Source organism: Gordonia sp. (in: high G+C Gram-positive bacteria) (assembly GCF_049647785.1).
GTDB lineage: Bacteria > Actinomycetota > Actinomycetes > Mycobacteriales > Mycobacteriaceae > Gordonia.
Genome location: NZ_JBARYI010000059.1, coordinates 19465 through 44230, shown reverse-complemented (window position 1 = coordinate 44230; position 24766 = coordinate 19465). Strand labels below are relative to the sequence as shown.

Genomic DNA, 24766 nt, shown 5'->3' with positions numbered 1-24766 from the left:
CTGGCCGCCACGCAAATCGAATCGCACGTCGGCTACGACAGTTGCCCGGTCAAATACCGCTGCAATGTTGGTCCCACCATGTCGGCGAGGTCGGCGAGGGGCATGGTCGCGATGGGATCAAGCTTGAGGATGTGCCGCGACACCAGGACTCCGAGGAGTTGGGATGCGGTTAGCGAGGTGCGGAGCGCCACGTGGTCGCCGGACGTGAGCCGTTCACCGATGGCTGCGAGGACGATCTCCGTCAGGAACGACCGCAGCATTGCCGGATCGGGCGCGGACAAGTTGGCTTTCACCAGCGCAACCGCCGCCGGGCCCGCGTCACCGTCCCACAGTCCAACGATGGTGAGGATCAGTTGCCGCCCCAGGTCTTCCACCTCTACGGCCATCAGGCCGGACAGGACTTGCTCGGGATCCACCGGAATCTCGACTGCCGCGATGAACAGTTTTCGCTTGGTCCCGAAGTAGTGGTGAACGAGTGCAGCATCGACACCTGCGGCTTCGGCGATGGCGCGCACAGAGGTTTTGTCGAAGCCGTCACGTGCAAAGGATTCTCTGGCGGCAGCGAGGATGGCGTCGCGAGTGTCGGGCGCGCCCGGCCTGCGTCCTCGTCGTCGCGGTGAGTCGGTCACGGGGTACGACGTTTGAGGGTCGCCGCCGCGAGAGTCAATGCAACGATCGTGCAGGCCAGAATGATTGCCATGTCACGCCACATCAGGCCGGTGGCCGAAGTGTGCGTCGCGACTTCTTGCAGCCCCTGCACCGCATACGTGAGAGGCATCGCAAGGGACAGTCCTTCCATCCAGCCGGGCAGATCGTTGCGCGCCACAAACAATCCGCAGAGGAACAGCTGGGGAATCACCACGATCGGCATAAACTGCACCGCTTGAAACTCCGTTTGAGCGAAGGCACTGGCCAACAGGCCGAGACCGACGCCGAGCATGGCGTCGAGCATCGCGATCAGGAACACCCAGCCGATCGAGCCCGCAACATCCAGACCCAGCAGCCAGTACGAGACGCCGACGGCCAAGACGGCTTGCACTGCCGCGACAACAGAGAATGCGATGCCGTAGCCGCCGAGGAGGTCGAGCCGACTCATCGGGGTGGTGAGGAGCCGTTCCAGGGTGCCGGATCGTCGTTCGCGCAGCATCGCGATGGAGGTGATGAGGAACATCGTGGTGAACGGGAGAATCCCGAGCATTACGGTGCCAACGCGGTCGAATGGATCGACGGGCACCATCGGATTCCGCGGTGCCTCGGAGAACATGTAATACAGCAGCACCATCAAGATCACGGGAATCATCACGATTAGCGCAACGGTTCGCGGGTCGGTACGCAGTTGCCGGAGAACACGGACCGCGGTCGCCAGGAGTAGTTTGGGTCGGATCGCCGCCGGGCTGCTGGTCATGCCGCACTTCCTTGAATGAGGGACAAGAAGGCGTGCTCGAGGTTCTCTTCGCCAGTTTGGGCGCGCAGTTCGTCGGGCGTCAGTTCCGCAACGAGTCGCCCGCCGCGCATCAAGATCAGGCCGTCGCAGTGTTCAGCTTCGTCCATCACGTGGCTGGAGATCAGCAGGGTGACGCCAGATTCGGCGAGCCGCGCAAACCTGGCCCACAGGTCGGCACGCAGGACCGGGTCCAGTCCGACGGTCGGTTCGTCGAGGATCAATAGTTGGGGCCGGGTCACCAATGCACAGGCGATGGATACCCGGTTGCGTTCACCGCCGGACAGGTCGCCCGCCAGGTGCTGGAGACGATCTCCCAGGTCGACTGATTCGATGGCTTCGGCGATCTGTTCTTCCGCGTCGAAGATCTGCGCGAAGTAGCGGATGTTTTCCTCGACGGTCAGGTCGGTGTAGATCGACGCCGACTGGGTGACGTAGCCGACTTCGCGGCTCAGGGTTCTCGCCCCGGCTGGGCGACCGAGAACGTCGATTCGCCCCTTCACGCGCTGCTGGGTTCCGACGATGGCCCGCATCAGCGTGGTCTTTCCACAACCTGATGGTCCGAGAAGTCCGGTAATCGACCCGCGCGGCACCGACACCGTGATGTCATCGACGGCCAGCACCTTGCCTCGTTGCACCGTGACGTTCTCGCATCTGACAGCCACCGGATAATTCACCATGTGATGAATTAAATGCCGGTCGACCGTCTCAGTCAAGGGACTGCGCCTACAAAAACTGGCCGTCGTTCGTACGGACTACACGCCTTCAACTTGCGCAAATCCACCTCGACCCGTTCTAGTGGAAGTTATCCAGGCCACCTCTCGAGGAGTTCACGTGAAGGCATCCTTCAAGCTCGCCGCCATTACCGTCGCTACGGCAACCGCTGCCGTTTCTGGCGTTGCACTCGCGCCGGGCACCGCTGATGCGGGCACCGTCGGTAAGTACTCGCAGCCGGCCTCGGGCGCGGTCTCGATTACGTCGGGCACCAGCGAGATCAACGTGATGATCATCAACCGCAAGGGCGCCGATTCGTGCACGGTCACCGCTACCCGCCCCCTTGGCGGCGGCGAAGTCCGAACCCTGACGCGGGTCGTCAAACTCACGGCTTTAAATCAGTACACGGCGATCGCCAACTTCCCCGAAGCACTGAACAACCGCACCTACACGGTCAGCGGCACCTGCGTGGGCACCAAGGCTCCCGAAGCCACGGACACACCCCCGTCAGACGTCGCCGAGCCCACCGAGAAGGTCACCACCAACCTGCTTGGCGGCAATAACAAGGTTGAAGTCAAGGTCAACGACGCCGTGAACTCGAACTATGGGCAGTGCTTGCAGATCGTCAAGGGCATCTCCTGGGACCTCGGCCTGCGTGGCGCTCCCCTCGAGACCGTTATGGGCATCGCCACCGCGTTCTGCCCCCGCTAGCACCCACCGCAATTAATCGTGCGGGTTTTTACCAGGTAATGGTCAAACCCGCACGATCAATTGTCTGCCCTAGACCGGGAACGCGCCCGCCCGCGGAAGCAGAGCCGGAACCGTGGCCCCGAGAACCTCGCTGAGCCAGTTGGCCGTACCCATCAACGATTCGAGGTGCAGCCCCGTCTCAATCCCACTCCGATCGAGCAGGTAGACGAGGTCTTCCGTTGCGATATTCCCGGTGGCATTGGGTGCGAACGGGCAACCGCCGATCCCACCGATCGACGAATCAAGCACCGTCACACCGGAATCCAGTGCGGCGACGGCATTCGCGTAGCCGGTGTTGCGGGTGTTGTGGAAGTGAGCACGCAGAGTTGTCCCCGGAGCCACCTCCGCAACGCCGGTGATCAGCCGCTTCACCTGAGACGGCACCCCGACGCCGATGGTGTCGGCCAACGAAATCTCATCAACGCCAAGTGCGGCCACCGCGCGTGCCAACTCAACGACGCCAGCCTCGGACACTTCACCCTCAAACGGGCAGCCAAAAGCGGTCGCGATCGTCACCGACAGTCCGAGTTTCGCCGCGCGCGCATCCTCGACCAGATCTTCCACAACGCGCACCGAGTCAGCGACCGACATCTGCTGGTTGCGCTGACAGAAAGTCTCGGATGCCACCACCACGCAGTTGATCTCATCAACCCCGGCCGCGAGCGCCCGATCAAAGCCGCGCCGGTTCAACACCAGCCCGCTGTACGAGACATCGTCGCGCCGTGGAATACCAGCCATCACCGCTTCAGCATCAGCCATCTGCGGTACCGCCCGGGGATGCACAAAACTGGTGGCCTCGATCCGGCGCGCCCCGCTGTCGATCGCCCGCTCGATCAGCGAAATCTTGTCGGCAGTCGAGACGGGAACGGCTTCATTCTGCAGTCCGTCACGCGGACTGACCTCGACGATCTGCACGGTCATCGGACCACGCTGTCCCGACGCAACTGCGAGATCGTTTCCGCGTCCACGCCGACCACATCCTGCAGGACGGAATCGGTGTCAGCACCCAGTTCGCGGCCAGCTACCGGCGTTGCAGGCGTCGACCGCGAGAACTTCGGAACCACGCCCGGTGCTGGCACCTGCTTGCCGCCGCTGTTGAGCAGTCGGATCACCATGTCGCGAGCCGCATAGTGCGGATCGGTCAACGTATCCGCGGCCGTGTAAATCCGACCGGCGGGCACACCGCTAGCTTCCATCCGCGCCAACAGTTCTTCGCCGGTCATCGTCGACGTCCATTCGCCGATCATCGCATCGAGTTCGGCCATTCGCTCACCGCGCGGCCCGTGCTCGGCAAAGCGCGGATCGTCCGCGAGGTCATCGCGCCCCATGGCACCGCAGAGTCGACGGAACACCCCGTCTGCGTTGGCGGCGATCAGCACCTCAACGCCGTCGGAGGTCGGATACACATTGGACGGGGCAACGCCGGGCAGCACCGAACCCGTTCGACCGCGGAGCACCCCGGCAATATCGAAGTCGGCCATTGACGATTCCATCAGTGCCGCCACCGCCTCGTAGATGGCGACGTCGACTTCCTGGCCCCGGCCACTCCGCTCACGCTCATGCACGGCCGACAGCGTGCCGATCACCGCAAACATGGCCGCGAGCGAATCCCCCAGGCTCACGCCGGTCCGACTCGGCGGATTCTCGGGATCACCGGTGGTGAACCGAATGCCGCCCATCGCCTCGCCGACGCTGCCAAATCCCGCGTCTGTCGCCCGCGGACCGGTCTGACCGAAGCCGGAAACGTGCACCACGATGATCCGCGGGTTAATCGCCGCCAGATCGTCGTAGCTAAGGCCCCATCGCGCCAAGGTGCCGGGGCGGAAGTTCTCCAGGATCACGTCGGCCTCGGCGGCAAGCTTGCGCACCAGGTCGCGACCAGTGTCGGTGTGCAGGTCGATCGCCACCGACTTCTTGTTGCGCGCGATCGACGGCCACCACAGGCTTTCACCGTCGACGTTGATGCCCCAGCGTCGCATCGGGTCGCCGTTCTCGGTGTTCTCCACCTTGATGACTTCGGCGCCGTAGTCGGCGAGCAGTTGCCCGGCAAACGGGCCCGCAATAAAGCTGCCAAGTTCAATGACCCGCAGGTCTGCGAGAGGTCCTGTACGAGGATTCTGAATGGTCGCCATGTCCATGATTGTACACAATCTGAAGTTCTGGACGCCAAACTCTTCGCGATTGCCCGGACCATCGACTGCGACGAATATGCTTAGCCCACAGCCACCACCAAAGGAGTCGCGTGACGTCGCCCGGTCAAACCGCCTACACCCGGATCCGCGAAGCGATCGTCGAAGGTCGGTACCGCCCGGGGCAACGCCTCATTGAACAGCGCATTGCCGAGGAAATCGATCTGTCACGCACCCCCGTTCGCGAAGCCCTGCGACGACTTGAGGCCGAAGGCTTAATCGTTAGCGAACCCAACCGGGGCGCGGCAGTCCGGTCCGTAAGCGTCGATGAACTCACCGACCTGTATGAACTCCGCGCCCGCCTCGAGGCCTACGCCACCGAACTCGCTGCACAGCGCATTGATGCTGACTGCTTATCTGAACTCGATTTGGCCATAACCGCTTTCGGCGACGCACTCGATGCGAACTTCCCGTCCGACCTGGAGCGAGTGCGCGCCATTGACGACGCGAACCACCGGATTCATCGGGCGATCCACCTCGGTGCAGGCCACCAACGCCTGGCCGGGCAACTCGAACGCACCACCGATGTCCCCCTCGTCTTCCAAGCATTCCGCCAGTACGACGCCACCCAAACGCTCAGGTCGCATAGCTTCCACCAGCTCATCCGCGACCTCATCGTCGCTGGCGATGGCCAGCGTGCGGGGGCCCTAATGTACGAACATGTCCTTCAAGGCCGCGATGTTCTCCTGGCACATCTTGAGGCCGCTGGCACCGACGACGTCGATTCCGTCTTCGACATTCCCGACAACAATTGAACAGCCGGGACTCACTTTGCATACAATGTGCGTATGACAGTCACCGACACGCACCGCATGCAGACCGGGCTTGAGGAAGTTCTGACCGAAGCTTTGGGCGAAGGCGATGCCCACGTCTTCGAGCTCTCCCGCGTGCCAGCCGGCGCATCCCGGCAAACATGGTCGCTTCGGGCCACCACCCCCGCAGGCACTCACGATCTCATCCTGCGCCTCGACCTCCCCGGCGCCCGAGAGGATTCCTCCCTCACCCGCGAGGCCGCCCTCATGTCGAAGGCCGGTGCCGCCGGTGTCCCGTCACCACGAGTTATCGCCGACGGCATCGAACACCCCGGGATCGGCGGCGACTTCATCGTGATGAGTCGCGTCGACGGCGAAACGATTCCGCGAAAGCTGCTGCGCGACAGTCAATTTGCCGAAGCCCGGCAGACCCTGCCAGCACAGCTCGGTGCTGCGCTGGCACGCCTGCACACCGTCGACGTCTCCGACCTCAACGATCTCCCCGACGGGGATGAACTCAACGTATGGCGCGATGAACTGCACCGTCTCGACGAGCCGATGCCGACTTTCGAGTACGCGGCTCGCTGGCTCGAGCAGCATCGCCCACCCTCCTCGCGTCGCACACTGGTTCATGGCGACTTCCGGAACGGCAACTTCATCGTCGGACCGGAAGGCCTGCGCGCCGTCCTCGACTGGGAACTCGCGCACGTCGGTGATCCGTTGGAAGACATCGGATGGCTGTGTGTGAAGGCATGGCGCTTTGGCGGCGATAAGCCCGTCGGCGGGTTCGGCAACCTCGACGACCTCGTCACTGCCTACGAAGCATCGTCGGGGTACCGCATCGACCGCGAAGCACTCCACTGGTGGCAAATCCTCGGCACCCTCAAATGGGGAATCATCTGCGTCCACCAGGCCCAACGGCACCTCAGCGGGGCTGCCAGATCAGTGGAGCTGGCCAGTATCGGCCGACGCGTGAGCGAAAACGAATGGGAACTCCTCGAACTACTGCGTTGAGTGGTTCGAGGAGTCCCCGGTTCGGTCGGACCGGCAGCTAGCGCAGGCCGAATTCCCAATTGCCGCCCGCCCGGTACTCCTTCAACACGCGGCGACCGACGGTGCTGATGTGAACTTCGTCGGGACCGTCGTACAGGCGGGCAAAGCGTGCCTCCCGGTACATACGCGACAGTGGGGTGTCGTCGGTGATGCCTTCGGCACCGTAAACCTGGACGGCGCGGTCGATAACGTTGTGCAACATGCGCGCGCCGTGCACCTTGATGGCTGCAATCTCCACGCGTGCCTGATCACCGCGGTCAATAGCCTCGGCAGCCTTCAACGTCAGCAGTCGGCTCGCCTGAATTTCGGTGTACGACTCGAAGACGTGCTGCTGCATTAGCTGCTTGTCGGCCAACGGTTCGCCGAAGGCGACGCGACTGGTCAGTCGGTTGCACATGAGGTCGAATGCCCGCTGAGCTTGGCCGAGCCAGCGCATCGCGTGGAAGATGCGACCGGGGCCGAGTCGCTCCTGAGCGATGACGAAGCCATTACCGCGCTCGCCCAAGAGGTTCTCGGCCGGGACACGCACATTGTCGTACTCCACCTCGTAGTGGCCACTTTCCATGCCCAGCACCGGGGTGTCTCGGACAAGTCGGTAACCCGGGTTGTCGGTCGGCACGATGATCATGCTGAATGCACTGTGTGCAGGCGCATCAGGCTCGGTCCGGCACATCACCGTGGTGTACGCGGCGATGCCGGCACCGGTGGTGAACCACTTGCGGCCGTTGATCACCCACTCGTCGCCGTCTAGGACCGCGCTGGTCTGCAAGCCGGTGGGATCAGATCCGGCGATACCCGGTTCGGTCATGGCGAAGCTCGGTGAGATTTCGCCGCTAACCATCGGCGCGAGATACTTTTCCCGCCATCGCGGCGATGCGTGCAGGTTCAGCATGATCGAGTCCTGCAGGGTCCACGTCCCGAGGGCAAGCTGCCCGTACTCGCTACGGCCCTGGACTTCGTTGATGTAGACGTAGTCGAGGAACGGCAGCCCGCCGCCGCCGATGTCTTTCGGGTGGCCCAGCGCCCACAGCCCGCGACGCTTGGCCTCGGCCTGCAGTTCCGCTAGCTTGGCGCGCGAGGCCGCGTCGCCTGCGTGCAACTCGTCTTCGGCGGGTTCCACGAGCTCGGTGATGAACTCGTATACCTGGTCGCGGAGCGGCCGAATATGTTCGGGCACTTCAAAAGTCATTTGTTTACTTCTCCAGAAGTCTCGGATTGTCGACCTGCAGCTTGGCCGCGACGGCCCGGGTCAGCAAGGCATTGAGTTCACTGCTCCGGTCGTCGAGATCGCCAGCCGCGATAGCCTCGGCGAATGCCGCACTGTCGGGATAGCCGAGAGCCGCGATCTCGCGACGATAGTTGTCCGGAGCGTCGTCGGAGGCCGTCAACTCCCGGTGGACGATCGACAGCGCATTAATGGCGACACGGACGTGAAACCCGACGCTGCCCGACGTGGCATCGAGAACCTGGTCCTGCAGAAATTCGCGCACCGCGTCGACTAATTCGGCTGCCGTCGGGGAGTTGTAGAAGGCATCTTCGGACGTCACTGACGATCCTCGGCCAGGCTGGTGGCGGCACCAACGTCGAACGCGTCGTAGCCTTCCGGAGCAGCGACCTCGACGATCGGATCGTCGCGGTCGTCGAACTCCACACGTAGCGCGCGACTCATCACCGCATGCATGTCGTACAGGCACGTAATGTATGTCAGTTCCAAGATTTGCTCGTCGCTCAACTCCTTGTGGAGGGCAGCAACGATCGCGTCGTCCACCCGACCACCGTCGTAGACGAGGGCATCGGTGTACGCCAAGACGGCGCGCTCGATCGGCGTGAACAGTTCCGACACCTGCCACGACGGGATGGCCTCGATGCGCTCCTGCGAGACACCGAGTGAACGGAGCGACTTACAGTGCTGAGAGAACACGAACTGACTGCCGCGGGCCCATCCGGCGCGGGTCTGGCCGAGTTCGCGCAGCACGGGATCGAGCAGACGCTTGGGGCTTCGATACAGCGCGAAACCCCGAACCGCATGCTTGAAGACATCGGGGACCAGCGCAAACACGGTCCACCAATCGCCGGGAGTTCCGGCTTCGGTGCCGGGCTCGGCGACGGGGTCGCGGTCCGGGCCAAACAGTTGGTCGTACATCCGCACGACGATGTCGGCGTCAACCTCGGAGCGGGGTACTTGGCGCAGGCGTGGCATTAGATTTCCAATCGGTTAGTTGTCGGCGACGGTGCGATCCGCGGCGGTCTTGGGTTCGTGGCGAATATCGGCGGCGGTCAGCTCGCGGGTGTAGGCCGCGAACTCGAGCAGGATGCCGTCGGGGTCTTGGAAGTACAGCGACCGCACAAATACGCCGGGATGCATCTCACGTGCGACGCCGGAGACGCTGTCGTCGTGGTTGAGGATGTACCCGACACGGACACCCTTGTCCTTGAGCTTTTGGCGGTACTCGTCAAACTTGTCTTCCGGGATGGTGAAGGCAACGTGGTTCATGGAGCCGACGGCGCTGGTGATGTCGGCCTTGCCGGGGATCCCGGATGCAGCGGCGATCCCGGGTGCAGCCTTGGGTGCGTTGGGGAACCAGAAGAACGCGAGGTGGTTGTCGCCGCCCATGTCGAAGAAGAAGTGCTGGCCTCCCCCGTCGGGTATTTCGATGGTCTTGATGAGTGGCATGCCGAGAACCTGGGTGTAGAACTCCACGGTTCGGGCCATGTCGGAGCAGACCAGGGCGAGGTGGTTGACGCCGCTGATCTCGAATTCAGTGTTGGTTGCGGTCACGATGATCGACCTCTCAAAAGCGTGGCGGGCAGCTCGATTGAGCACCCGATGGAACTTGACATGATTGTCATATCATATCCGATCCGCTCGCACTGGCTGCTACGATTCACGGGTGACTGAGGTCGGACTACCGGCGACCAGCCGCGGCCGAGCCACCCGCGAGAAGCTGATCGATGCCGCCAAAACCGTGTTCGCCGAACGCGGATTCGTCGACGCCCGCGTGTCCCACATCGCCAAAGCCGCGCATGTCGCCTATGGCACCTTCTACACCCACTTCGAGTCCAAAGAGGCGATCTTCTACCAGGTTGCCGACGAACTATTCCGCGAAATGTTCGCGCCACACGAACCCGTCGCCCACGCCGACGAGAGCCCAGCCGAACGCCTGACACACGCCAACCGCGTGTTCTGGGATCGCTACCGGGACCGTTCAGCGCTCATGGCGATCGTCGAGCAAGTCGCCACCATCGACCCGGAATTCGCGAAGTTGCGACACCAACATCGCGCAGAGACCAATGCGCGAACCGCAAACTCCATCCGCCACTGGCAACAGCAGGGCTTAGTTCCCGCAGACTTGAACCCACACACCGCAGCCCAGGCGCTCGGAGCAATGGTCGATCGCACCCTGTACCTGCGATACGTCTTGGGTGAGAACGACGAGCCCGACACCGCGTTCGAGACCGTGAACGCTCTCGCCGTGCGAGCACTGGGCCTCACCACCTAGCACTCCGGGGCCTTCCACCTGCCCACAGTCCAGCCATCGCCATGCGCCAACTTTCACCAAAACCTTGACACCATCCGAAAACTGAAACTAACGTCAGTTTTAGTTTTTCAATCGAAAGGGAGCTTTGCAATGAAACTGGGTGTCATGAGCCTCGGCGATCACCTCGCCGATCCCCACACTGGAATCCGCACAACGCAGGGCGAACGCCTCCGGTCGATCGTCGACAGTTCGATCGAAGCCGAACAGTTGGGCTTTTCCATGGTTGCCCTGGGTGAGCATCACTTCAACGACTACATCATCTCGTCGCCGAATATGCTGCTGGCCGCGATCGCCGAACGCACCAGCACGATTCGCCTCACCACCGCCGTTACCCTGCTCGCTACCTCCGACCCCGTTCGAGTGGCCGAGGATTTCGCGACTCTAGACCTACTCTCTGGTGGACGAGCAGATATCGTCGTCGGCCGCGGCATCAACAAAGATGCCTACGCCGCCTTCGGCCAACTCGACCCCGCCCGCGGTGCCGAAATTCTCGCCGAGAAGACTGCCCTGCTCAATCGCCTCTGGACCGAGAAGGAACCATTCAGTTGGTCCGGCGAGTTCCGCGGCCCCCTCGACGAGATCCAACTGAAGCCGAGTCCCGTCGCCGCTCCGCGGGTATGGATGGGCACCGGCACCACCGAAGAATCCGTACGCCGTACCGCGGCGCAAGGATTGCCACTGATGCTGCCGAGTATCTTCGGAAGCCTCGACGGATGGGGGCCGCTGGTCACGCTGTACCGCGAACTGATGACCGAGAAGGGCCTCGAGCCCCTCGTCGGATCGTGCAGCTACGTGCACGTTGCCGAAACCACCGAGCAGGCCCGCGAGCAGTGGAAGCCGTACCTGACAAATTATGTTCAGTGGGCCTACGACCTCATGGGAAACACCCGGGCAGTCGACTTCGACAAGCTCCTCGCAGGCACCGCAATGTGCGGCAGTCCCGATGTTGTCGTCGACCGGATGCTGGCAGTGAAGAACACCGTCGATCCCGACATTCACTTGGCGGTGTTCGACGTGGGCGGCCTTCCGCACGACATACTGATGGACAGTATGCGGCTGTTCTCCAAGCACGTGATGCCTAAGCTCTAACGCGGACCTTGGACGGATAGGATGTCGTCGAGCCGGGCCAGGTGGAAAGTCGATGGAGGAAGTTCAGATGGTCGATAGTCGCGCCGACCGCACCGGCAAAGGCGCCAAAGGCCGCCAGACGGAACAGACCATCAAAGATGCTGCACGCACCGTCTTTGCCAGGGACGGGTATCTGAATGCCCGGATCGCCGACATCGCCGAAGAAGCCGGCAAGTCCCCGGCGACGCTCTATAACTACTTTGACGACAAGAGCGACATCCTCGAAGTCCTGCTGGACGACTTTCTCGAACGCGCCCGTTTGACGACTACCGAACCGCTCCAAGACTTTTCGGTCAGTATGCTGCGCGACTCGATAGCCGCGTTCTGGCAGACGTATACGGAGTTCCTTCCCGAAATGGTTGGAGTCACACACGCGGCAGCCACCGACCCGCTTTTCATGGACATGTGGATGCGAATTCGGGAAGTCGGCGTCCGCAGCTTCGCGCACCTCGCCGCAGCAATGCAAGACAATGGCCGTCTTGACCCTTCGTTGGACCCCTACGTGGTCGCGTCGGCCCTCTCTTCGATGCTCGAACACAGCTGCAATCTCTGGCTGGGTACCAATGCCCAGGGCCTCGGTCGGCCGTCTTCGGACGAGGAAGCAATCAATACGATCACGGTCCTGTGGTCGCAGGCCTTGGGCATCGCCGACTAAACCTCCTGGCCCGAGCCCCCGCCTAGGTCCACCATCTACTCCCGAATCCCGATGGCGATGCCTCATGTCGACGATGTCGACGCCTGCAAACAACCTCTCGAGCAAGAGTCGACCCTCACCGTCGGAACTGGACGGTCGTCGACGGCCCGAGACTTCAAGGAGAGAAATGAAAACCTGCCAACCCGACATTCGCGATGCGTTCAAAGAGGTCATGGCTAACGTCGCCAGTCCGGTCTCCATCGTTACGACCTTCGATGGCGAGACTCCTTTCGGAACCACGGTAAGCGCATTTTCATCGTTGTCGATGAACCCGCCGATGGTTCTTGTCTGCCTCGACCGTCGATCGGACACCCTGGCCTCAGTCCAAGCATCTGGGCGATTCGGACTCAACATCCTGGGTTCAAACCAAACGGACACCGCGATGACGTTCGCAAAGAAGGGCACCGATAAGTTCCACGGCACACATTGGGATGTCCACGACGGCTTGCCGCGGGTCGCCGAAGCGCCCGGTTGGGTGGCATGCACCGTTACTGACTTCATCGAAGGCGGCGATCACCTCATCGCCGTGGGTGCGGTAGAGACCGCTGAACTCACCGATGGCCGCCCACTCGTCTATCACCGGCGGCTCTTTGGAACGCACGCACCACAAGGCTCATAAACCTGCTCGCACCACTGAACCACGAGGCGCAAGTCGGTGCAGGCAGATCTCCAAGAACTCAACTTTCCATACAATTTATGGACAACGTGCCGACAAACCACTGAATTGCGCGGCAATATGCTACATAATTCACTCAGATCACAGTCATTGTATGCAATCGACCGTGCTCCCAATAACAACGAGGAGACTCAATGCACTACACGGACGTCCTGCGACGCAACGCATCACGATTCCCCAACCGTCTCGCGCTCGCGATGTGCGACACCGAAGACCGCCGGACATTCAGCGAGCTATACCTCAGATCCACACGACTCGCGAACGCTCTCAGAGGCATCGCCGCCCCAGGATCTCGCGTCGCGATCCTGTCGGAGAACAACCTGGAGTACATCGAGGCGTACTACGGTGTCCCCGCCGCCGGGATGACGCTGGTTCCGCTGAACTTTCGACTGCACCCGCTCGAATGGGTCTGGACGCTCAATAACTCTGGCGCCCGGGTGATCCTGGTGACTCCCGACTACCTCGAAGCAATCGCCGACTATCGGAACGATCTGACATCGGTCGAGTCCATCGTGGTCATCGGCGGCAATGCCCCCGAGTTCTACAGCTACGAGGATCTACTCGGTGCCGCATCCGAGACTGCTCCCGACATCACCTTCAGCGACGATGACGACGCCTGGATCCTCTACACCAGCGGCACTACTGGAAAGCCCAAGGGTGCGCGCCTAAGTCACCGAAATCTCAACACCGCGCTCATTCAGTCGGTCATTGAGTACGCGCCCGGCCCCGACACCGTAATGCTCAATGCGATGCCGCTGTGCCACATCGCTGGCTATCTGGCTCCACTGCATCAGTACCGTGGCGGTTCGGTCTTGATGATGTCCGGTTGGGACCCCGAACGTTGGATGCAAATCGTCGCCGAGAGCCGCGTCACGAGTGGTGGCTTTGCTCCCACGATGATGCAGATGCTGCTGGCTCATCCGAAGATCAACAGTTACGACCTCAGCAGCCTGGAGTGGATGGGCTACGGCGCGTCAAAGATCCCCGCTGAAGTTCTACGCCAGACGATCGAAAAGTTCGGGCCGATTGTGTACGCAGGCATGGGCATGACCGAAGTCGGCGGCAACATGATTACCCTCGACAAGGCCGCTCACGTTCGGGCTGCGTCGGGCGAAACCCACCTGCTAGATGCTGTTGGTAAGCCGATGTCTTTGGTCGATATCCGTGTTGCCAATCCCGATGGCGAGACCTGCGCACCCGGGGAGATCGGCGAAATGGTTGTGCGCGGTGATCAGGTGACCACCGGCTACCTCGACAATCCCACCGCCAACGCATCCGCCTTTACCGACGGCTGGTTCCGGACCGGCGACCTCGCTCGCGCCGACGAGGAAGGGTTCCTTTACATCGTCGACCGAGCCAAGGACATGATCATCACAGGCGGCGAGAATGTCTACTCCGTCGAGGTGGAGAACGCTATCCACACGAACCCAAATGTGCTGGCCACCGCAGTCATCGGGCTCCCCGACGAGCGCTGGGGTGAGGTCGTCACCGCCATCGTCGTACCAAAGGCTAACGCCACCGTCAGCGAGGATGACGTCATCGCGAGCTGTACCTCCCAGTTGGCCCGATTCAAGCAACCGCGCCGCGTCATTTTCGCTGACGAGTTGCCTCAAACCGTCAGCGGCAAGGTCCGCAAGAACGTGCTTCGCGAGCAATACAGCTAGCTGCACTCCCGCCCACGCCCCAATCACCCCAGCCCAACTCGAAAGCGAAACCCCATGAGCAATTTGCCCTTCGAAATTGTCACCACCGGCCTGCTATTTCCGGAAGGTCCGGTCGTGCTCCCCAACGGCGACGTCCTCACCGTCGAGATCCACCGCGGAACCCTGACCCGGGTGTCGCCCGACGGCACTCGTACCATCGTCGCTGAACTCGGCGGCGGGCCAAACGGCGCCGCGATTGGCCCGGACGGTCGCGTCTACATCGCCAACAGTGGCGGCCAGAACCGGATTATGGTTGGGGAGTATGCGTTCTCCGGAGGCATCCCCGACGATTACGTCACCGGCAGCCTCCAGGCTGTCGACCTGACCACCGGCGAAGTCGAGACGCTTTACACCGAGTGCGACGGCCGCCCCCTCCGTGGCCCAAACGACATCGTCTTCGACGCCCACGGTGGCTGCTACATCACCGACTACGGGAAGAGCGACGGCGTCACCTCCGACCGCGGACGCGTCTTCTACTGCAAGGCCGACGGTTCCGGAATCACTCTCATTGCGTCCGACATGAACAACCCGAACGGCATCGGGCTCTCACCCGACGGGTCTCGCCTGTACGTCAGTGAGACGCTGACCGCCACCGTTTGGTGGTGGGACGTCGAAGGGCCCGGCCAGATCAAAGGCGGCCGCACCCTGGCGGGATCGGGTGGCGCCAACTATCTCTGGGGCTCGCCCGACTGGCGAAACTTCGACTCGCTCGGCGTTGAAGCCAACGGCAATATCTGCGTCGCGTCGCTGGCAACTCCGGGGATCATGGTCATCAGTCCCGAAGGAGAGACCGTGGAATTCGTCGAGATCGACACCGACGGCGACCCCGGCATCACAAACATCTGCTGGGGCGGCGACGACATGAAGACCGCCTACGTAACTGCGTCTTGCACCGGAAAGCTGCTGAAGTTCGCCTGGCCCCGCCCCGGCACGGAACTCAACTACCAGGGTTTAGCTAAATAGCCTCGCTCCGGATTAACTGTGCGGAACTAGCGCACGTCCGTACTCAGCAAAGCGGTCCCGCTCCCCACCGGGGAACGGGACCGCTTTGTATTTCTCCAAATTATCCGACGACGAGGCCTTCGCCGTCGTCGGTCACGTCGACCTTGACGGTGTCGCCGTCGCGGACGGTGCCTGCAAGCAGTGCCTTGGCGAGCTGGTCGCCGATGGCTTGCTGCACGAGGCGGCGGAGAGGACGGGCACCGTAGAGCGGATCAAATCCGCGTTCGCCCAGCCATTGCTTCGCTTGCGGCGTGACGTCGAGTTCCAGTCGACGCTGCTGCAGTCGCTTGGCGAGTCCGTCGAGTTGAATGTCGACGATCCGCACCAACTGGTCCGGCGACAGGGCGTCGAAGATGACGACGTCGTCGAGTCGGTTGATGAACTCCGGCTTGAACGCCGAGCGCACTGCCGCCATCACCTGGTCCTTGTCACCGCCGGCACCCAGGTTGGACGTCAGGATGAGGATGGTGTTGCGGAAGTCCACCGTGCGTCCTTGACCGTCGGTCAGGCGACCTTCGTCGAGGACCTGCAGCAGCACGTCGAAGACGTCCGGGTGAGCCTTCTCGACCTCGTCGAACAGGACCACCGAGTACGGGCGACGACGCACGGCTTCGGTCAGCTGACCGCCGGCCTCGTACCCGACGTAGCCGGGAGGAGCACCGACGAGCCTTGCGACGCTGTGCTTTTCGCCGTACTCGCTCATGTCGATACGAACGATGGCGCGTTCGTCGTCGAACATGAACTCGGCCAATGCTTTCGCGAGTTCGGTTTTACCGGTACCGGTCGGTCCCAGGAACAGGAACGAGCCGAGGGGTCGGTTCGGGTCGGCGACGCCAGCACGGGCGCGGCGGACCGCGTCCGAGACGGCCTTGACCGCGTCGAGCTGACCGATGACGCGCTTGCCGAGCTCATCTTCCATGCGCAGCAGTTTGGCCGTCTCGCCTTCGAGCATCTTGCCCGCGGGCACACCCGTCCATGCCGAAACCACTTCGGCCACCTGGTCGGGTCCGACCTCTTCTTGCAACATGACGTCGCCGGTATCCGGGTCGCCGCCGGACTTTTCGATCGCCTCCTCGAGTTGCTTCTCGAGGCCGGGGACCTTGCCGTACCGGAGTTCGGCGGCCTTGCCGAGATCGCCGTCGCGTTCGGCACGATCGGCCTCACCGCGCAGGCGTTCCAGCTCTTCCTTGACGTCGCGGACTGCGTCGATGGCGGTCTTCTCCGACTGCCATCGCGCCGACAGTTCGCTCAGCTTTTCGCGGTGGTCGGCGAGCTCGCTGCGGAGTGCTTCGAGTCGTTGCTTCGACGCGGCGTCGGTCTCCTTTTCGAGGGCGACTTCTTCCACTTCGAGGCGTCGGACGATGCGCTCCACCTCGTCAATTTCGACGGGGCGCGAGTCGATTTCCATGCGTAGGCGCGACGCGGCTTCGTCGACGAGGTCGATGGCCTTGTCGGGCAGGAACCGCGAGGTGATGTACCGGTCGGACAGGGTTGCCGCCGACACCAGCGCGGAGTCGGTGATGCGCACGCCGTGGTGCACTTCGTACCGTTCCTTCAGTCCGCGCAGGATGCCGATGGTGTCTTCCACCGACGGCTCCCCGACGTACACCTGCTGGAAGCGGCGTTCCAGTGCGGCGTCCTTCTCGATGTACTTGCGGTATTCCTCGAGGGTGGTCGCACCGACCAGCCGCAGTTCGCCGCGGGCCAGCAACGGCTTGATCATGTTGCCTGCGTCCATCGCGGAGTCGCCGGTGGCACCGGCGCCGACGATGGTGTGCAGTTCGTCGATGAACGTGATGATCTGTCCGTCGGCGGCCTTGATTTCGTCGAGGACAGCCTTCAGTCGCTCTTCAAACTCACCGCGGTACTTGGCACCGGCCACCATGGAACCCAGGTCGAGGGAGATGACGGTCTTGCCGCGCAACGACTCTGGGACGTCACCGGCAACAACACGTTGCGCCAAGCCTTCGACGATCGCCGTCTTACCGACGCCGGGTTCACCGATGAGGACCGGGTTGTTCTTGGTGCGACGGCTCAGCACCTGCACCACGCGACGAATTTCGGAGTCGCGGCCGATCACGGGGTCGAGCTCGCCGTTGCGGGCCCGCTTGGTGAGGTCGGTCGAGTACTTCTCGAGCGACTGGTACGTCGATTCCGGGTCTTCGCTGGTGACGCGTGCGGTACCGCGGACGGCGACGAATGCATCGCGCAAAGCTTCGGGTGTTGCGCCGGCACCGGTCAGGAGGCGTGCAGCATCGGAGTCGCCCGTCGCCAAACCGACCATGAGGTGTTCGGTGGAGACATATTCGTCGGTGAGCTCGGTCGCGAGCTTCTGCGCCGCGGTAATCGCAGCAATCGACTCCCGACTCAGCTGCGGCTGAGCGCTTGCGCTGGAAACCGTCGGCGCGCGGTCGACCAATCCCTTTGCCTCGTTGCGGATCCGGACCGGATCGACGCCGACGGCCTTCAGCAGCGGTGCTGCGATGCCATCGGTCTGCTCAAGGAGCGCTACGAGAATATGAGTGGGCCGCACATCGGGGTTGCCCGCTGCAGCCGCGTCCTGGACAGCTGCTTGCAGCGCTGCCTGCGTCTTGGTGGTGGGGGTGAAACTATCCACTGACATTCGCCCTTCTGTTGGTTACGCGTTCGGATCTACTCCGAACCTAAGTCTACGAGGCTCATGTTGGCCTCACGCATAGTCCAACCGTTCAAGACTTGAGCGTATTCCGCTTAAGTTTGGGGATTGAGTGATGTGCGACACGCTGTAGTAGGTGACTGCCAACGAGACCCGGCACCGATGACGGCGGCTCTCCGCCAACGGAATTCGGGCCAGGTAGCTATTCCACCCCGCCCGCAACCCGGTAGAGCAACCTTTAGCAAGTCTGAGGATTTCCCCAGTCGACAGATCGCCGGTCGGCGGCGCGCTAGTCCACAACCAGATTTGGGATACTAAAAGTCGTAGAAAATTACCGGATCGACCCCGATCGAGAATTCGGTCACGCGGGAGGTCGATAATCTGTCGCCCCCGGCAGCTATCGTGTGGGTTCTGACCAAGGAGATTGATGAGCGACGAATCCGGCACAGTCGTGCCCGTTTGGACTCTGTCCACGATCGAAGGCGCGACCGTCCCCGCCTTGGCGGACGAGGGTTCCCTTAGCCCCGAGCGTCTGTCCGAGCTCCGGTCCGCACTGGCCGCATTTGCATCGGCGCCGATGGTCACGTTGGAAGCGCGCCCACTTCCGGCCAAGCAGAAGCGATCGGGCGGCCTGCAACTCGACGCCATGAGCCCGCTAGCGCAGGAGCTCTCGCGACTGGTGACCAACTCATCGAAGGTGCCTGCTGTAGTTGAGGTCGCCCAATCCACTGAAACGCTGTACCGCATGCACGTGCCAGCGAAGTTCGCCTCAGAGTTCGGTAAGGGCCTTGTGAAGCAGATGCCGTCGAAGGCTGTCGACGGCGGTTTCTACGGCGACCTGATGAGTAGCACGGGTGTGGTAGCTAAGGCCACCTATGTGCCGGTCGAAGCAGCATCTGCCGGGGCAAAGGGAGCTGTCGTCGGCACCGCAACAGGCGCAGCGGCCGCAGGAGGTGCCCTGACAGTGGCCGCTCCGCTTGTACTCATGGCCGTCGCGGTGGCTGCCAGCGCGTACGCCGACCAACAACGCCAAAAAGCCATCGAAAACATCACTGCACTCCTGGAGAAGCTCCACGTCGACAGGCTGGAGGCCGAACGAAGCGAGCTTGATGGGTGTCGCGACGCGATCGACAAGGCCACTACCCTCCTCCTGGATCACGGCAAGGTCGGGGCATCTCTCGGACTCGACTCCGCTGTTCACGCGATCAGTGCTGCGACGCAAAGGGCGGTAACTCGCGTGACGAGGTGGGAGTCCGCGCTCGACGCGCTCGCTGGCAATCAGGTTGATGTTGCCGAACTGGAAGTAGCTTTCCCCGGACTCACCGACGACGGTGGCGGCGAGTTTCGCGCTCATCTCGAACTGGCGGCGCTCGCGATCGCACTTAAGCGCCGGGTCGTTGTCCTACAGGGCGTTGAGGTCGGCCAGAGCGATGTCGACAACCCTTTCGAGAGCTTCACACGGAGCCTCCGAGATGACCAGCGGCGAATCGCGGATCTGGAGGGTCGCCTAGAGATTGTCCTACGGCGGCTGTCGGTGCTCGAATTACGCTCGCCCAAACGGCTCCTCGACAAGGTGATGACCCGGAAGCAGGTCGATAGCCTTCTGGACACCTCGTACCGGCTGCATGCGCTAGCCCCAGCTCACAGCACAACGTGCCCGAACGCTGATGTCGTGATCGACATCGAGAAGCACAGCGACGGCACGTTGCTGGTGCTCCCGGCACGTGCCTCCTGAGCCGAGAGGTCTCTGAACGTACTGAAGTGATCGGCTACACCTGGTCCAAGAGACGCACGACCTCGCCGTCTCGCGCATTCTCATCGAGGGAATACCCAGCGAGGCGCTGGCGTTGACTCGACTGGATCGGTCGCGTTCCGTGTCCCCCGGGCTCAACCCATTGCCTTCGCGGAGTTCCGTTCGGCTGGAGCCGCGTTGCGCCTTTCGCCGTGAGGCGACCGAACGCGGCCGGTCCCCTACTTCCCCCCTGCCCCCAGCACCGCCCGCAGCGCCCCAGCGAACTCTTCCGCATCACGGCCACCAAGTCGCGAGTAGTTCAGCACCAGCCCCGCCACCGGATACCGTCCCGACTGGCTACTCAGGGAGCGCGTACGCCAACCGGCTTCTTCGAGAGCGGAAACCACATCGGCGTCGTCGTATCCCGGTAGCAGAACACATAAGTGCAGGCCAGCCTCGACACCGGTCACCGCGAGGTTGGGGCATTCGCGTTTGAGCGCGGCCACCAACCGGCTCCGACGATCGCTATAGACGCGGGCGGCGCGAGCCAAATGACGGTCCATCGCCCCCGAACCAATGAAGTGGCCCAACGCATCCGCCGGCAACGACGACGGCCCGCGCCGATGCACCGCCAACCACCGCTCCACCGACCGCCGCATCGCCTTCGGCGGCACACACCACGCAACCCGGAGGTCCGGTGCCAACGACTTCGACGACGTCCCGACGTAAGCCACGGACTCGGCGGCACCCGGCAAAGTCACCAGCGCGGGCAGCGGCGCGACGCCGTAGCGGAACTCACCGTCGTAGTCGTCCTCGATCACCAACGAACCCGTACGACGCGCCCACTCCACCAGCGACACCCGCCGATCGACGCTCATGCGATGGCCCAGCGGATACTGGTGCGCCGGGGTCGTGAACACGATCGCGGGCTGGTCACCGAGATTGGCCACATCGATACCGTCGGGATGAACATGGTGGAACCGCACCTGCAGCCCCTGCTCACGAGCCATCAGCACTGCGCCGCGATACCCCGGATCTTCGGTATGAAATACGACGTCCCCCACCTCTGCGACGAACGCCGCACACAGCGCCGCAATGGCCGAACGCGAACTGTCGAACAGCATCGGGTCGGCAGCCCCCATACCGCGGTGCCGTCGTAGGTGTCCGGACAACTCGGTACGCAACCGCGGACTGGGCTCCTCCCAAGGGTTCAGCCCGGCCAGCCCTTCCGCCGCCGCTTTCCGCACGGCACTGCGCCACGCGCGTTCGTCCACCAACGTCGCATCGGGGATGCCGGGCCGTAGGTCGCGCAACGGTCGCCCCTGCCGCGGCACAAACGCGGTCGCCGACGCCGGGTCTTGAACTTCGCGAGTCCGCGCCCCGGCTCGCGCAGCTTGACCGGCCCCGTCGCTTATCCGTGTCGCCGAACCGTGCACGGCGACAATGAAACCCGCGGCCGCGAGCTCATCGAACGCCCGCACGACTGTCCCCCGAGACACCCCCAACTGTTCGGCAAGCGCACGACTCGACGGCAACCGGTCACCGTCGGAGAGTGCTCCGTCGGCAATCCGGTCGACGATGGCCCCCACCAGATCGGCAGCCCCCGAGACGTCCCCGAGGACGAGGGAACCCGGACCAACAGTGCGCGCCATACGACCACCCTAAGTGGTCCCCCAAAATTGCGGGAAATGGACCTTCCAGCGCCGCCACTTTCCGGGTGGAATGACGCCATGAAGGTTTTCCGCCAGTCCGACCGTCTCCGCAACGTCCGCTACGACGTCCGCGGCCCCATCCTCACCGAGGCCATGCGCCTGGAAGCCGAGGGCCACGACGTACTCCGACTCAACCTGGGCAACATGCGCCCGTTTGGGCTCGACGCGCGACCGGAAATCGTCGACGCCGTTGCCGCGAGTCTCGGTTCGGCTCAGGCATATTCCGATTCCCGCGGAATCCTGCCCGCCCGCGAGGCCGTCGCCAATCACTACCAGCGGTGCAACGTGCCCAACGTGTCGCCCGACGACGTGTTCCTCGGCAACGGCGTCAGCGAACTCATCACCCTGACCTTGCAGGCGCTTGTGAATCCCGGCGACGAGATCTTGGTGCCCGCCCCGGACTACCCCACGTGGACAGGTGCGGTGAACCTCACCGGCGGCGTGCCTGTGCACTATTTGGCCGACGAGGAGAACGGTTGGAATCCGTCGCTCGCCGACATCGAGTCGAAGGTGACCCCGCGGACCACAGCGTTGGTGATGATCAATCCGAACAATCCCACCGGCGCCGTGTACAGCGCGGAGACTGTTCGCGGCATGGCCGACATCGCCCGCAGACACGGCCTGGTGCTGCTCAGCGACGAGATCTACGAGGACCTCGTCTTCGGCGATGCACGCCATCACCATGCCGCGCTCGCCGCCGGCGACGATGTTCTTTGTCTGACGTTCGGCGGTCTGTCGAAATCGTTCCGCGTCTGCGGCTACCGCGCCGGTTGGGTTGTCGCGACCGGTCCGGTGGAGAACGCCCGCGACCTCCTCGAGGGCATCACCCTGCTCTCCAACATGCGTGTGTGCCCCAACGTGGCTGGCCAATATGCGATCCCGATGGCGCTGAACGCCGGAACGCCGGGCTCGCCGATGCCCACCGATATCGTCGATCCCGGCGGCCGCTTGGAGAAGCAACTCGCCCTGACCTCCGACGCCCTCAACGCCATCCCCGGAGTGAGCTGCGTTCCGCCACGCGGCGCCCTCTATTGCTTCCCCCGCGTCGACCGGGAACTCTTCGGCATCGACAGCGACGAAGAATTTGTCCTCGACCTCCTCCGCTCCGAACACATCCTGGTAACCCACGGCACCGGCTTCAACTGGCCCGAGCCCGACCACTTCCGCATCGTCTGCCTACCCGAAGGCGCGGTGCTGGAGCGAGCAGTGTCGTCGATCGCCGGATACCTGGAACGTCGCAGCCAGCGAGGCTGACGTTCGCGTAGTTCGTTGGTCTTCGCTCCGTCCCAGACGGAGCGGAAGCCGAGGAAGTACGCGAACGCGTCGGTAGATCCACCTCGACATCCCTCCGCTGCCGTCGAGCGGAAGGGAGAGGCAAATCTCAAACCGCAGGTGATTCCCAGGCCCCGGGTGAGAAAGAACTCGAGAACCGTGTCTCCCAGGGGTGCCGCCGCGCTGACGACATTGATCGCCTCATCGAGTCCCCGGCTCGCGCGCAACCCAGCAAAGACGACGCGTCTGCCAGTGCGTCGGCTTAATGCAGGAATCCAACGCGACGAAGACTGTGGTTAACGACATCGAGGAGTTCGTCGACACGCTGGGGAAGCTAACCGAACTCACCCGTTAAGGCGTTGCCGCGGTCCGTTCGGGGATGCGATAAACCACCGCCGTGATGCCGGAACTCCTGCGATCCGCGCGTCCGTGGTGTGTGATGAGTTCACCCGCCGAGCATGTCTGAAAGGACTTCCAATGTCCAGATCACAGCGTCTCCAGAACTTCCGTGAGCGGCGTGGCGTGCGTTCCGCCCAACGCCTGGCATTCCTGGCCTTGCTAACAGTGGGCATACTCTCCCTCACTGGAGTCCCGGCCGCGCATGCGGCACCGTCATCGACCACCGGTTTCGCGCTCCCATTCTCCGGTGCGCCAGCTTTCGAATACGTCGCGCCGACCAAGCTGACCAGGCCCGGGCAGCTCAATCAGCCGCTCGGCCAGAAGGCCGCGGACGCGATCGCCGCCAGGATCGGCCTGCATCGCAACGATGCACTGTCGGAGAAACAGTCCCGCGACCTGGTGAGCGGTCGCGGGGCTGGCGGCAACCGTCAGGCCGCCAAGACCATCGACGCCTCCATCCTCATCCTCACCAACACCGTCGGACGCCCCATGCTGTCCAAGATCGACGGCCAGGTCACGAAGTCAGTGCTCGGCAGCTACGGCGTCTATGTGAACACGCGGGGACAGTTGCAGAGCCCCGCCAACGCCGACGCGCCAACCCGCCAGGTCAATACGCTGATCGCACCCGGCGGGTATGTGGGCCAGTGGTTGCGTGCCAATGGCGCCACGCACACCCTGGCCGCGCTTTACCGATCGGCGTACACGGTGGAAGTGCCGTTTGGCTTTGTCGCGCAGCAGATCTCGGGCACAGCACAGTTGGTGACCAACACCAAGGGCGGCGTCAAGTCGACGGTCGGCATGTCGATGGCTCCCCCGCTGTGGATCGTGAACTTTGCACTCATTTACATCGTCAGTCCCCGACTCGCTGCGGCGATGCCTGCCTACTGGACGCCGATCCCGCCGGTCGTCGCGCGGGCTATCGAAGCCAGCCCCACGGGCCAGGTACCCTACGCCCGCTACCAGAAGTACTTCCGTTGACGGGACAATCGCTCAATACTGCGAGTGATCGGGCGGATCGAGGTTGACCATCATCTGCCGGTAAGTGGCAAGATCTGCGGGCCGTGGGTCGCGCAGTTCTACCGAACTACGGAACGACGAGTAGGTGTCCGGGTCGAGGCGCACCGCGATTTTCGGTGTTGGTGCCGAGATTGCCGTCAGCGTCGGTCTGCCGCCGCTCCGACCCCCTACGCCCCAGTGCTCGGGAATGCCTGGCTCCCGGACCGGCAAACCTGATCGATGCGGCGGAACGGCTGGTCGGAGCCTACCCGGTCGCTGTTAGGTGCGATCTGGCCCAGCACTTCTTCATCACCGGCGAGAGTCACGTCGCCAACGCGAAACTACCCACCGTTACCCAGCCGAACTACGCGAATGCCCC

The 24766-nt window shown here is 63.1% G+C and carries 23 protein-coding genes; 12 read left to right on the top strand and 11 right to left on the bottom strand.

The annotated features are described in order from the left end of the window. Positions 1–32: 32 nt before the first annotated feature. Genes WBA38_RS09625 through WBA38_RS09615 form a run of 3 tightly spaced genes read right to left on the bottom strand, consistent with a single transcriptional unit; the run spans position 33 to position 2121 of the window. A complete protein-coding gene (locus WBA38_RS09625) occupies positions 33–629 on the bottom strand; it encodes a TetR family transcriptional regulator (RefSeq protein WP_424294536.1) in 597 nt (198 codons plus the stop codon). Beyond that, positions 626–1405 carry an ABC transporter permease gene (locus tag WBA38_RS09620; RefSeq protein WP_424294535.1) on the bottom strand — a complete coding sequence of 260 codons (780 nt, stop codon included), beginning with the start codon at positions 1403–1405 and terminating at the stop codon, positions 626–628. Before WBA38_RS09620 ends, WBA38_RS09625 begins: the two co-directional genes overlap by 4 nt. Continuing rightward, positions 1402–2121: an ABC transporter ATP-binding protein gene (locus WBA38_RS09615; protein WP_424322568.1), complete on the bottom strand. Its 720-nt coding sequence runs from the start codon at positions 2119–2121 to the stop codon at positions 1402–1404. Before WBA38_RS09615 ends, WBA38_RS09620 begins: the two co-directional genes overlap by 4 nt. Positions 2122–2275: 154 nt before the next feature. Between WBA38_RS09615 and WBA38_RS09610 the strand changes: the two genes are divergently transcribed. Next, positions 2276–2866: a hypothetical protein gene (locus WBA38_RS09610; protein ID WP_424294533.1), complete on the top strand. Its 591-nt coding sequence runs from the start codon at positions 2276–2278 to the stop codon at positions 2864–2866. Between the two features lie 69 nt (positions 2867–2935). Here the strand turns inward: WBA38_RS09610 and WBA38_RS09605 are convergent, their stop codons facing one another. Continuing rightward, positions 2936–3826, bottom strand: coding sequence for a hydroxymethylglutaryl-CoA lyase (locus WBA38_RS09605; protein ID WP_424294532.1), 891 nt, complete (start codon positions 3824–3826; stop codon positions 2936–2938). Next, positions 3823–5037, bottom strand: a complete 1215-nt coding sequence (locus WBA38_RS09600) for a CaiB/BaiF CoA transferase family protein (protein ID WP_424294531.1) — start codon at positions 5035–5037, stop codon at positions 3823–3825. Before WBA38_RS09600 ends, WBA38_RS09605 begins: the two co-directional genes overlap by 4 nt. Positions 5038–5147: 110 nt before the next feature. On the opposite strand from WBA38_RS09600, the gene WBA38_RS09595 reads away from it, so the two are divergent. After that, positions 5148–5849, top strand: coding sequence for a GntR family transcriptional regulator (locus WBA38_RS09595; RefSeq protein WP_424294530.1), 702 nt, complete (start codon positions 5148–5150; stop codon positions 5847–5849). A 33-nt stretch (positions 5850–5882) separates the two neighbouring features. Further along, the gene (locus WBA38_RS09590) at positions 5883–6860 is read left to right on the top strand and encodes a phosphotransferase family protein (protein WP_424294529.1); all 978 of its coding nucleotides are present in this window, start codon (positions 5883–5885) and stop codon (positions 6858–6860) included. A gap of 37 nt (positions 6861–6897) precedes the next feature. On the opposite strand, the gene WBA38_RS09585 is transcribed toward WBA38_RS09590, so the two are convergent. Genes WBA38_RS09585 through WBA38_RS09570 form a run of 4 tightly spaced genes read right to left on the bottom strand, consistent with a single transcriptional unit; the run spans position 6898 to position 9678 of the window. Continuing rightward, complete coding sequence (locus WBA38_RS09585) at positions 6898–8088, bottom strand: acyl-CoA dehydrogenase family protein (RefSeq protein ID WP_424294528.1); 1191 nt, start codon at positions 8086–8088, stop codon at positions 6898–6900. A 4-nt stretch (positions 8089–8092) separates the two neighbouring features. After that, positions 8093–8446 carry a DUF6285 domain-containing protein gene (locus tag WBA38_RS09580; RefSeq protein WP_424294527.1) on the bottom strand — a complete coding sequence of 118 codons (354 nt, stop codon included), beginning with the start codon at positions 8444–8446 and terminating at the stop codon, positions 8093–8095. Beyond that, entirely contained in the window at positions 8443–9099 is a 657-nt protein-coding gene (locus WBA38_RS09575; protein ID WP_424294526.1) for a carboxymuconolactone decarboxylase family protein, read from the bottom strand. The genes WBA38_RS09580 and WBA38_RS09575 overlap by 4 nt, the downstream gene beginning before the upstream one ends. 15 nt (positions 9100–9114) lie before the next feature. Continuing rightward, complete coding sequence (locus WBA38_RS09570) at positions 9115–9678, bottom strand: VOC family protein (RefSeq protein WP_424294525.1); 564 nt, start codon at positions 9676–9678, stop codon at positions 9115–9117. A gap of 112 nt (positions 9679–9790) precedes the next feature. Between WBA38_RS09570 and WBA38_RS09565 the strand changes: the two genes are divergently transcribed. From WBA38_RS09565 to WBA38_RS09540, 6 genes are all read left to right on the top strand, one after another. Next, on the top strand, positions 9791–10399 hold the full coding sequence (locus WBA38_RS09565) for a TetR/AcrR family transcriptional regulator (RefSeq protein ID WP_424294524.1): 609 nt from the start codon (positions 9791–9793) through the stop codon (positions 10397–10399). Positions 10400–10528: 129 nt separating this feature from the next. Then, positions 10529–11527: an LLM class flavin-dependent oxidoreductase gene (locus WBA38_RS09560; RefSeq protein WP_424322567.1), complete on the top strand. Its 999-nt coding sequence runs from the start codon at positions 10529–10531 to the stop codon at positions 11525–11527. 52 nt (positions 11528–11579) lie between these two features. Beyond that, positions 11580–12221 carry a TetR/AcrR family transcriptional regulator gene (locus WBA38_RS09555; protein ID WP_424322566.1) on the top strand — a complete coding sequence of 214 codons (642 nt, stop codon included), beginning with the start codon at positions 11580–11582 and terminating at the stop codon, positions 12219–12221. Positions 12222–12387: 166 nt separating this feature from the next. Next, positions 12388–12879 (top strand): flavin reductase family protein, encoded by a 492-nt coding sequence (locus WBA38_RS09550; protein ID WP_424294521.1) that lies wholly within the window; start codon positions 12388–12390, stop codon positions 12877–12879. Between the two features lie 191 nt (positions 12880–13070). Further along, on the top strand, positions 13071–14600 hold the full coding sequence (locus WBA38_RS09545) for a class I adenylate-forming enzyme family protein (protein WP_424294520.1): 1530 nt from the start codon (positions 13071–13073) through the stop codon (positions 14598–14600). 54 nt (positions 14601–14654) lie between these two features. After that, positions 14655–15602, top strand: a complete 948-nt coding sequence (locus WBA38_RS09540) for an SMP-30/gluconolactonase/LRE family protein (protein WP_424294519.1) — start codon at positions 14655–14657, stop codon at positions 15600–15602. Positions 15603–15702: 100 nt separating this feature from the next. Here WBA38_RS09540 and clpB read toward each other — a convergent pair whose 3' ends face one another. After that, positions 15703–18258: an ATP-dependent chaperone ClpB gene (gene clpB, locus WBA38_RS09535; protein ID WP_424294518.1), complete on the bottom strand. Its 2556-nt coding sequence runs from the start codon at positions 18256–18258 to the stop codon at positions 15703–15705. 445 nt (positions 18259–18703) lie between these two features. Between clpB and WBA38_RS09530 the strand changes: the two genes are divergently transcribed. Beyond that, positions 18704–20011: a hypothetical protein gene (locus tag WBA38_RS09530; RefSeq protein ID WP_424294517.1), complete on the top strand. Its 1308-nt coding sequence runs from the start codon at positions 18704–18706 to the stop codon at positions 20009–20011. Between the two features lie 236 nt (positions 20012–20247). Here WBA38_RS09530 and WBA38_RS09525 read toward each other — a convergent pair whose 3' ends face one another. After that, on the bottom strand, positions 20248–21660 hold the full coding sequence (locus WBA38_RS09525) for a PLP-dependent aminotransferase family protein (protein ID WP_424294516.1): 1413 nt from the start codon (positions 21658–21660) through the stop codon (positions 20248–20250). Between the two features lie 36 nt (positions 21661–21696). Between WBA38_RS09525 and WBA38_RS09520 the strand changes: the two genes are divergently transcribed. Both WBA38_RS09520 and WBA38_RS09515 read left to right on the top strand, forming a co-directional pair. Beyond that, positions 21697–22974, top strand: coding sequence for a pyridoxal phosphate-dependent aminotransferase (locus WBA38_RS09520; RefSeq protein ID WP_424294515.1), 1278 nt, complete (start codon positions 21697–21699; stop codon positions 22972–22974). Positions 22975–23469: 495 nt separating this feature from the next. Next, the gene (locus WBA38_RS09515; protein ID WP_424294514.1) at positions 23470–24369 is read left to right on the top strand and encodes a hypothetical protein; all 900 of its coding nucleotides are present in this window, start codon (positions 23470–23472) and stop codon (positions 24367–24369) included. The last annotated feature ends 397 nt before the right edge of the window (positions 24370–24766 follow it).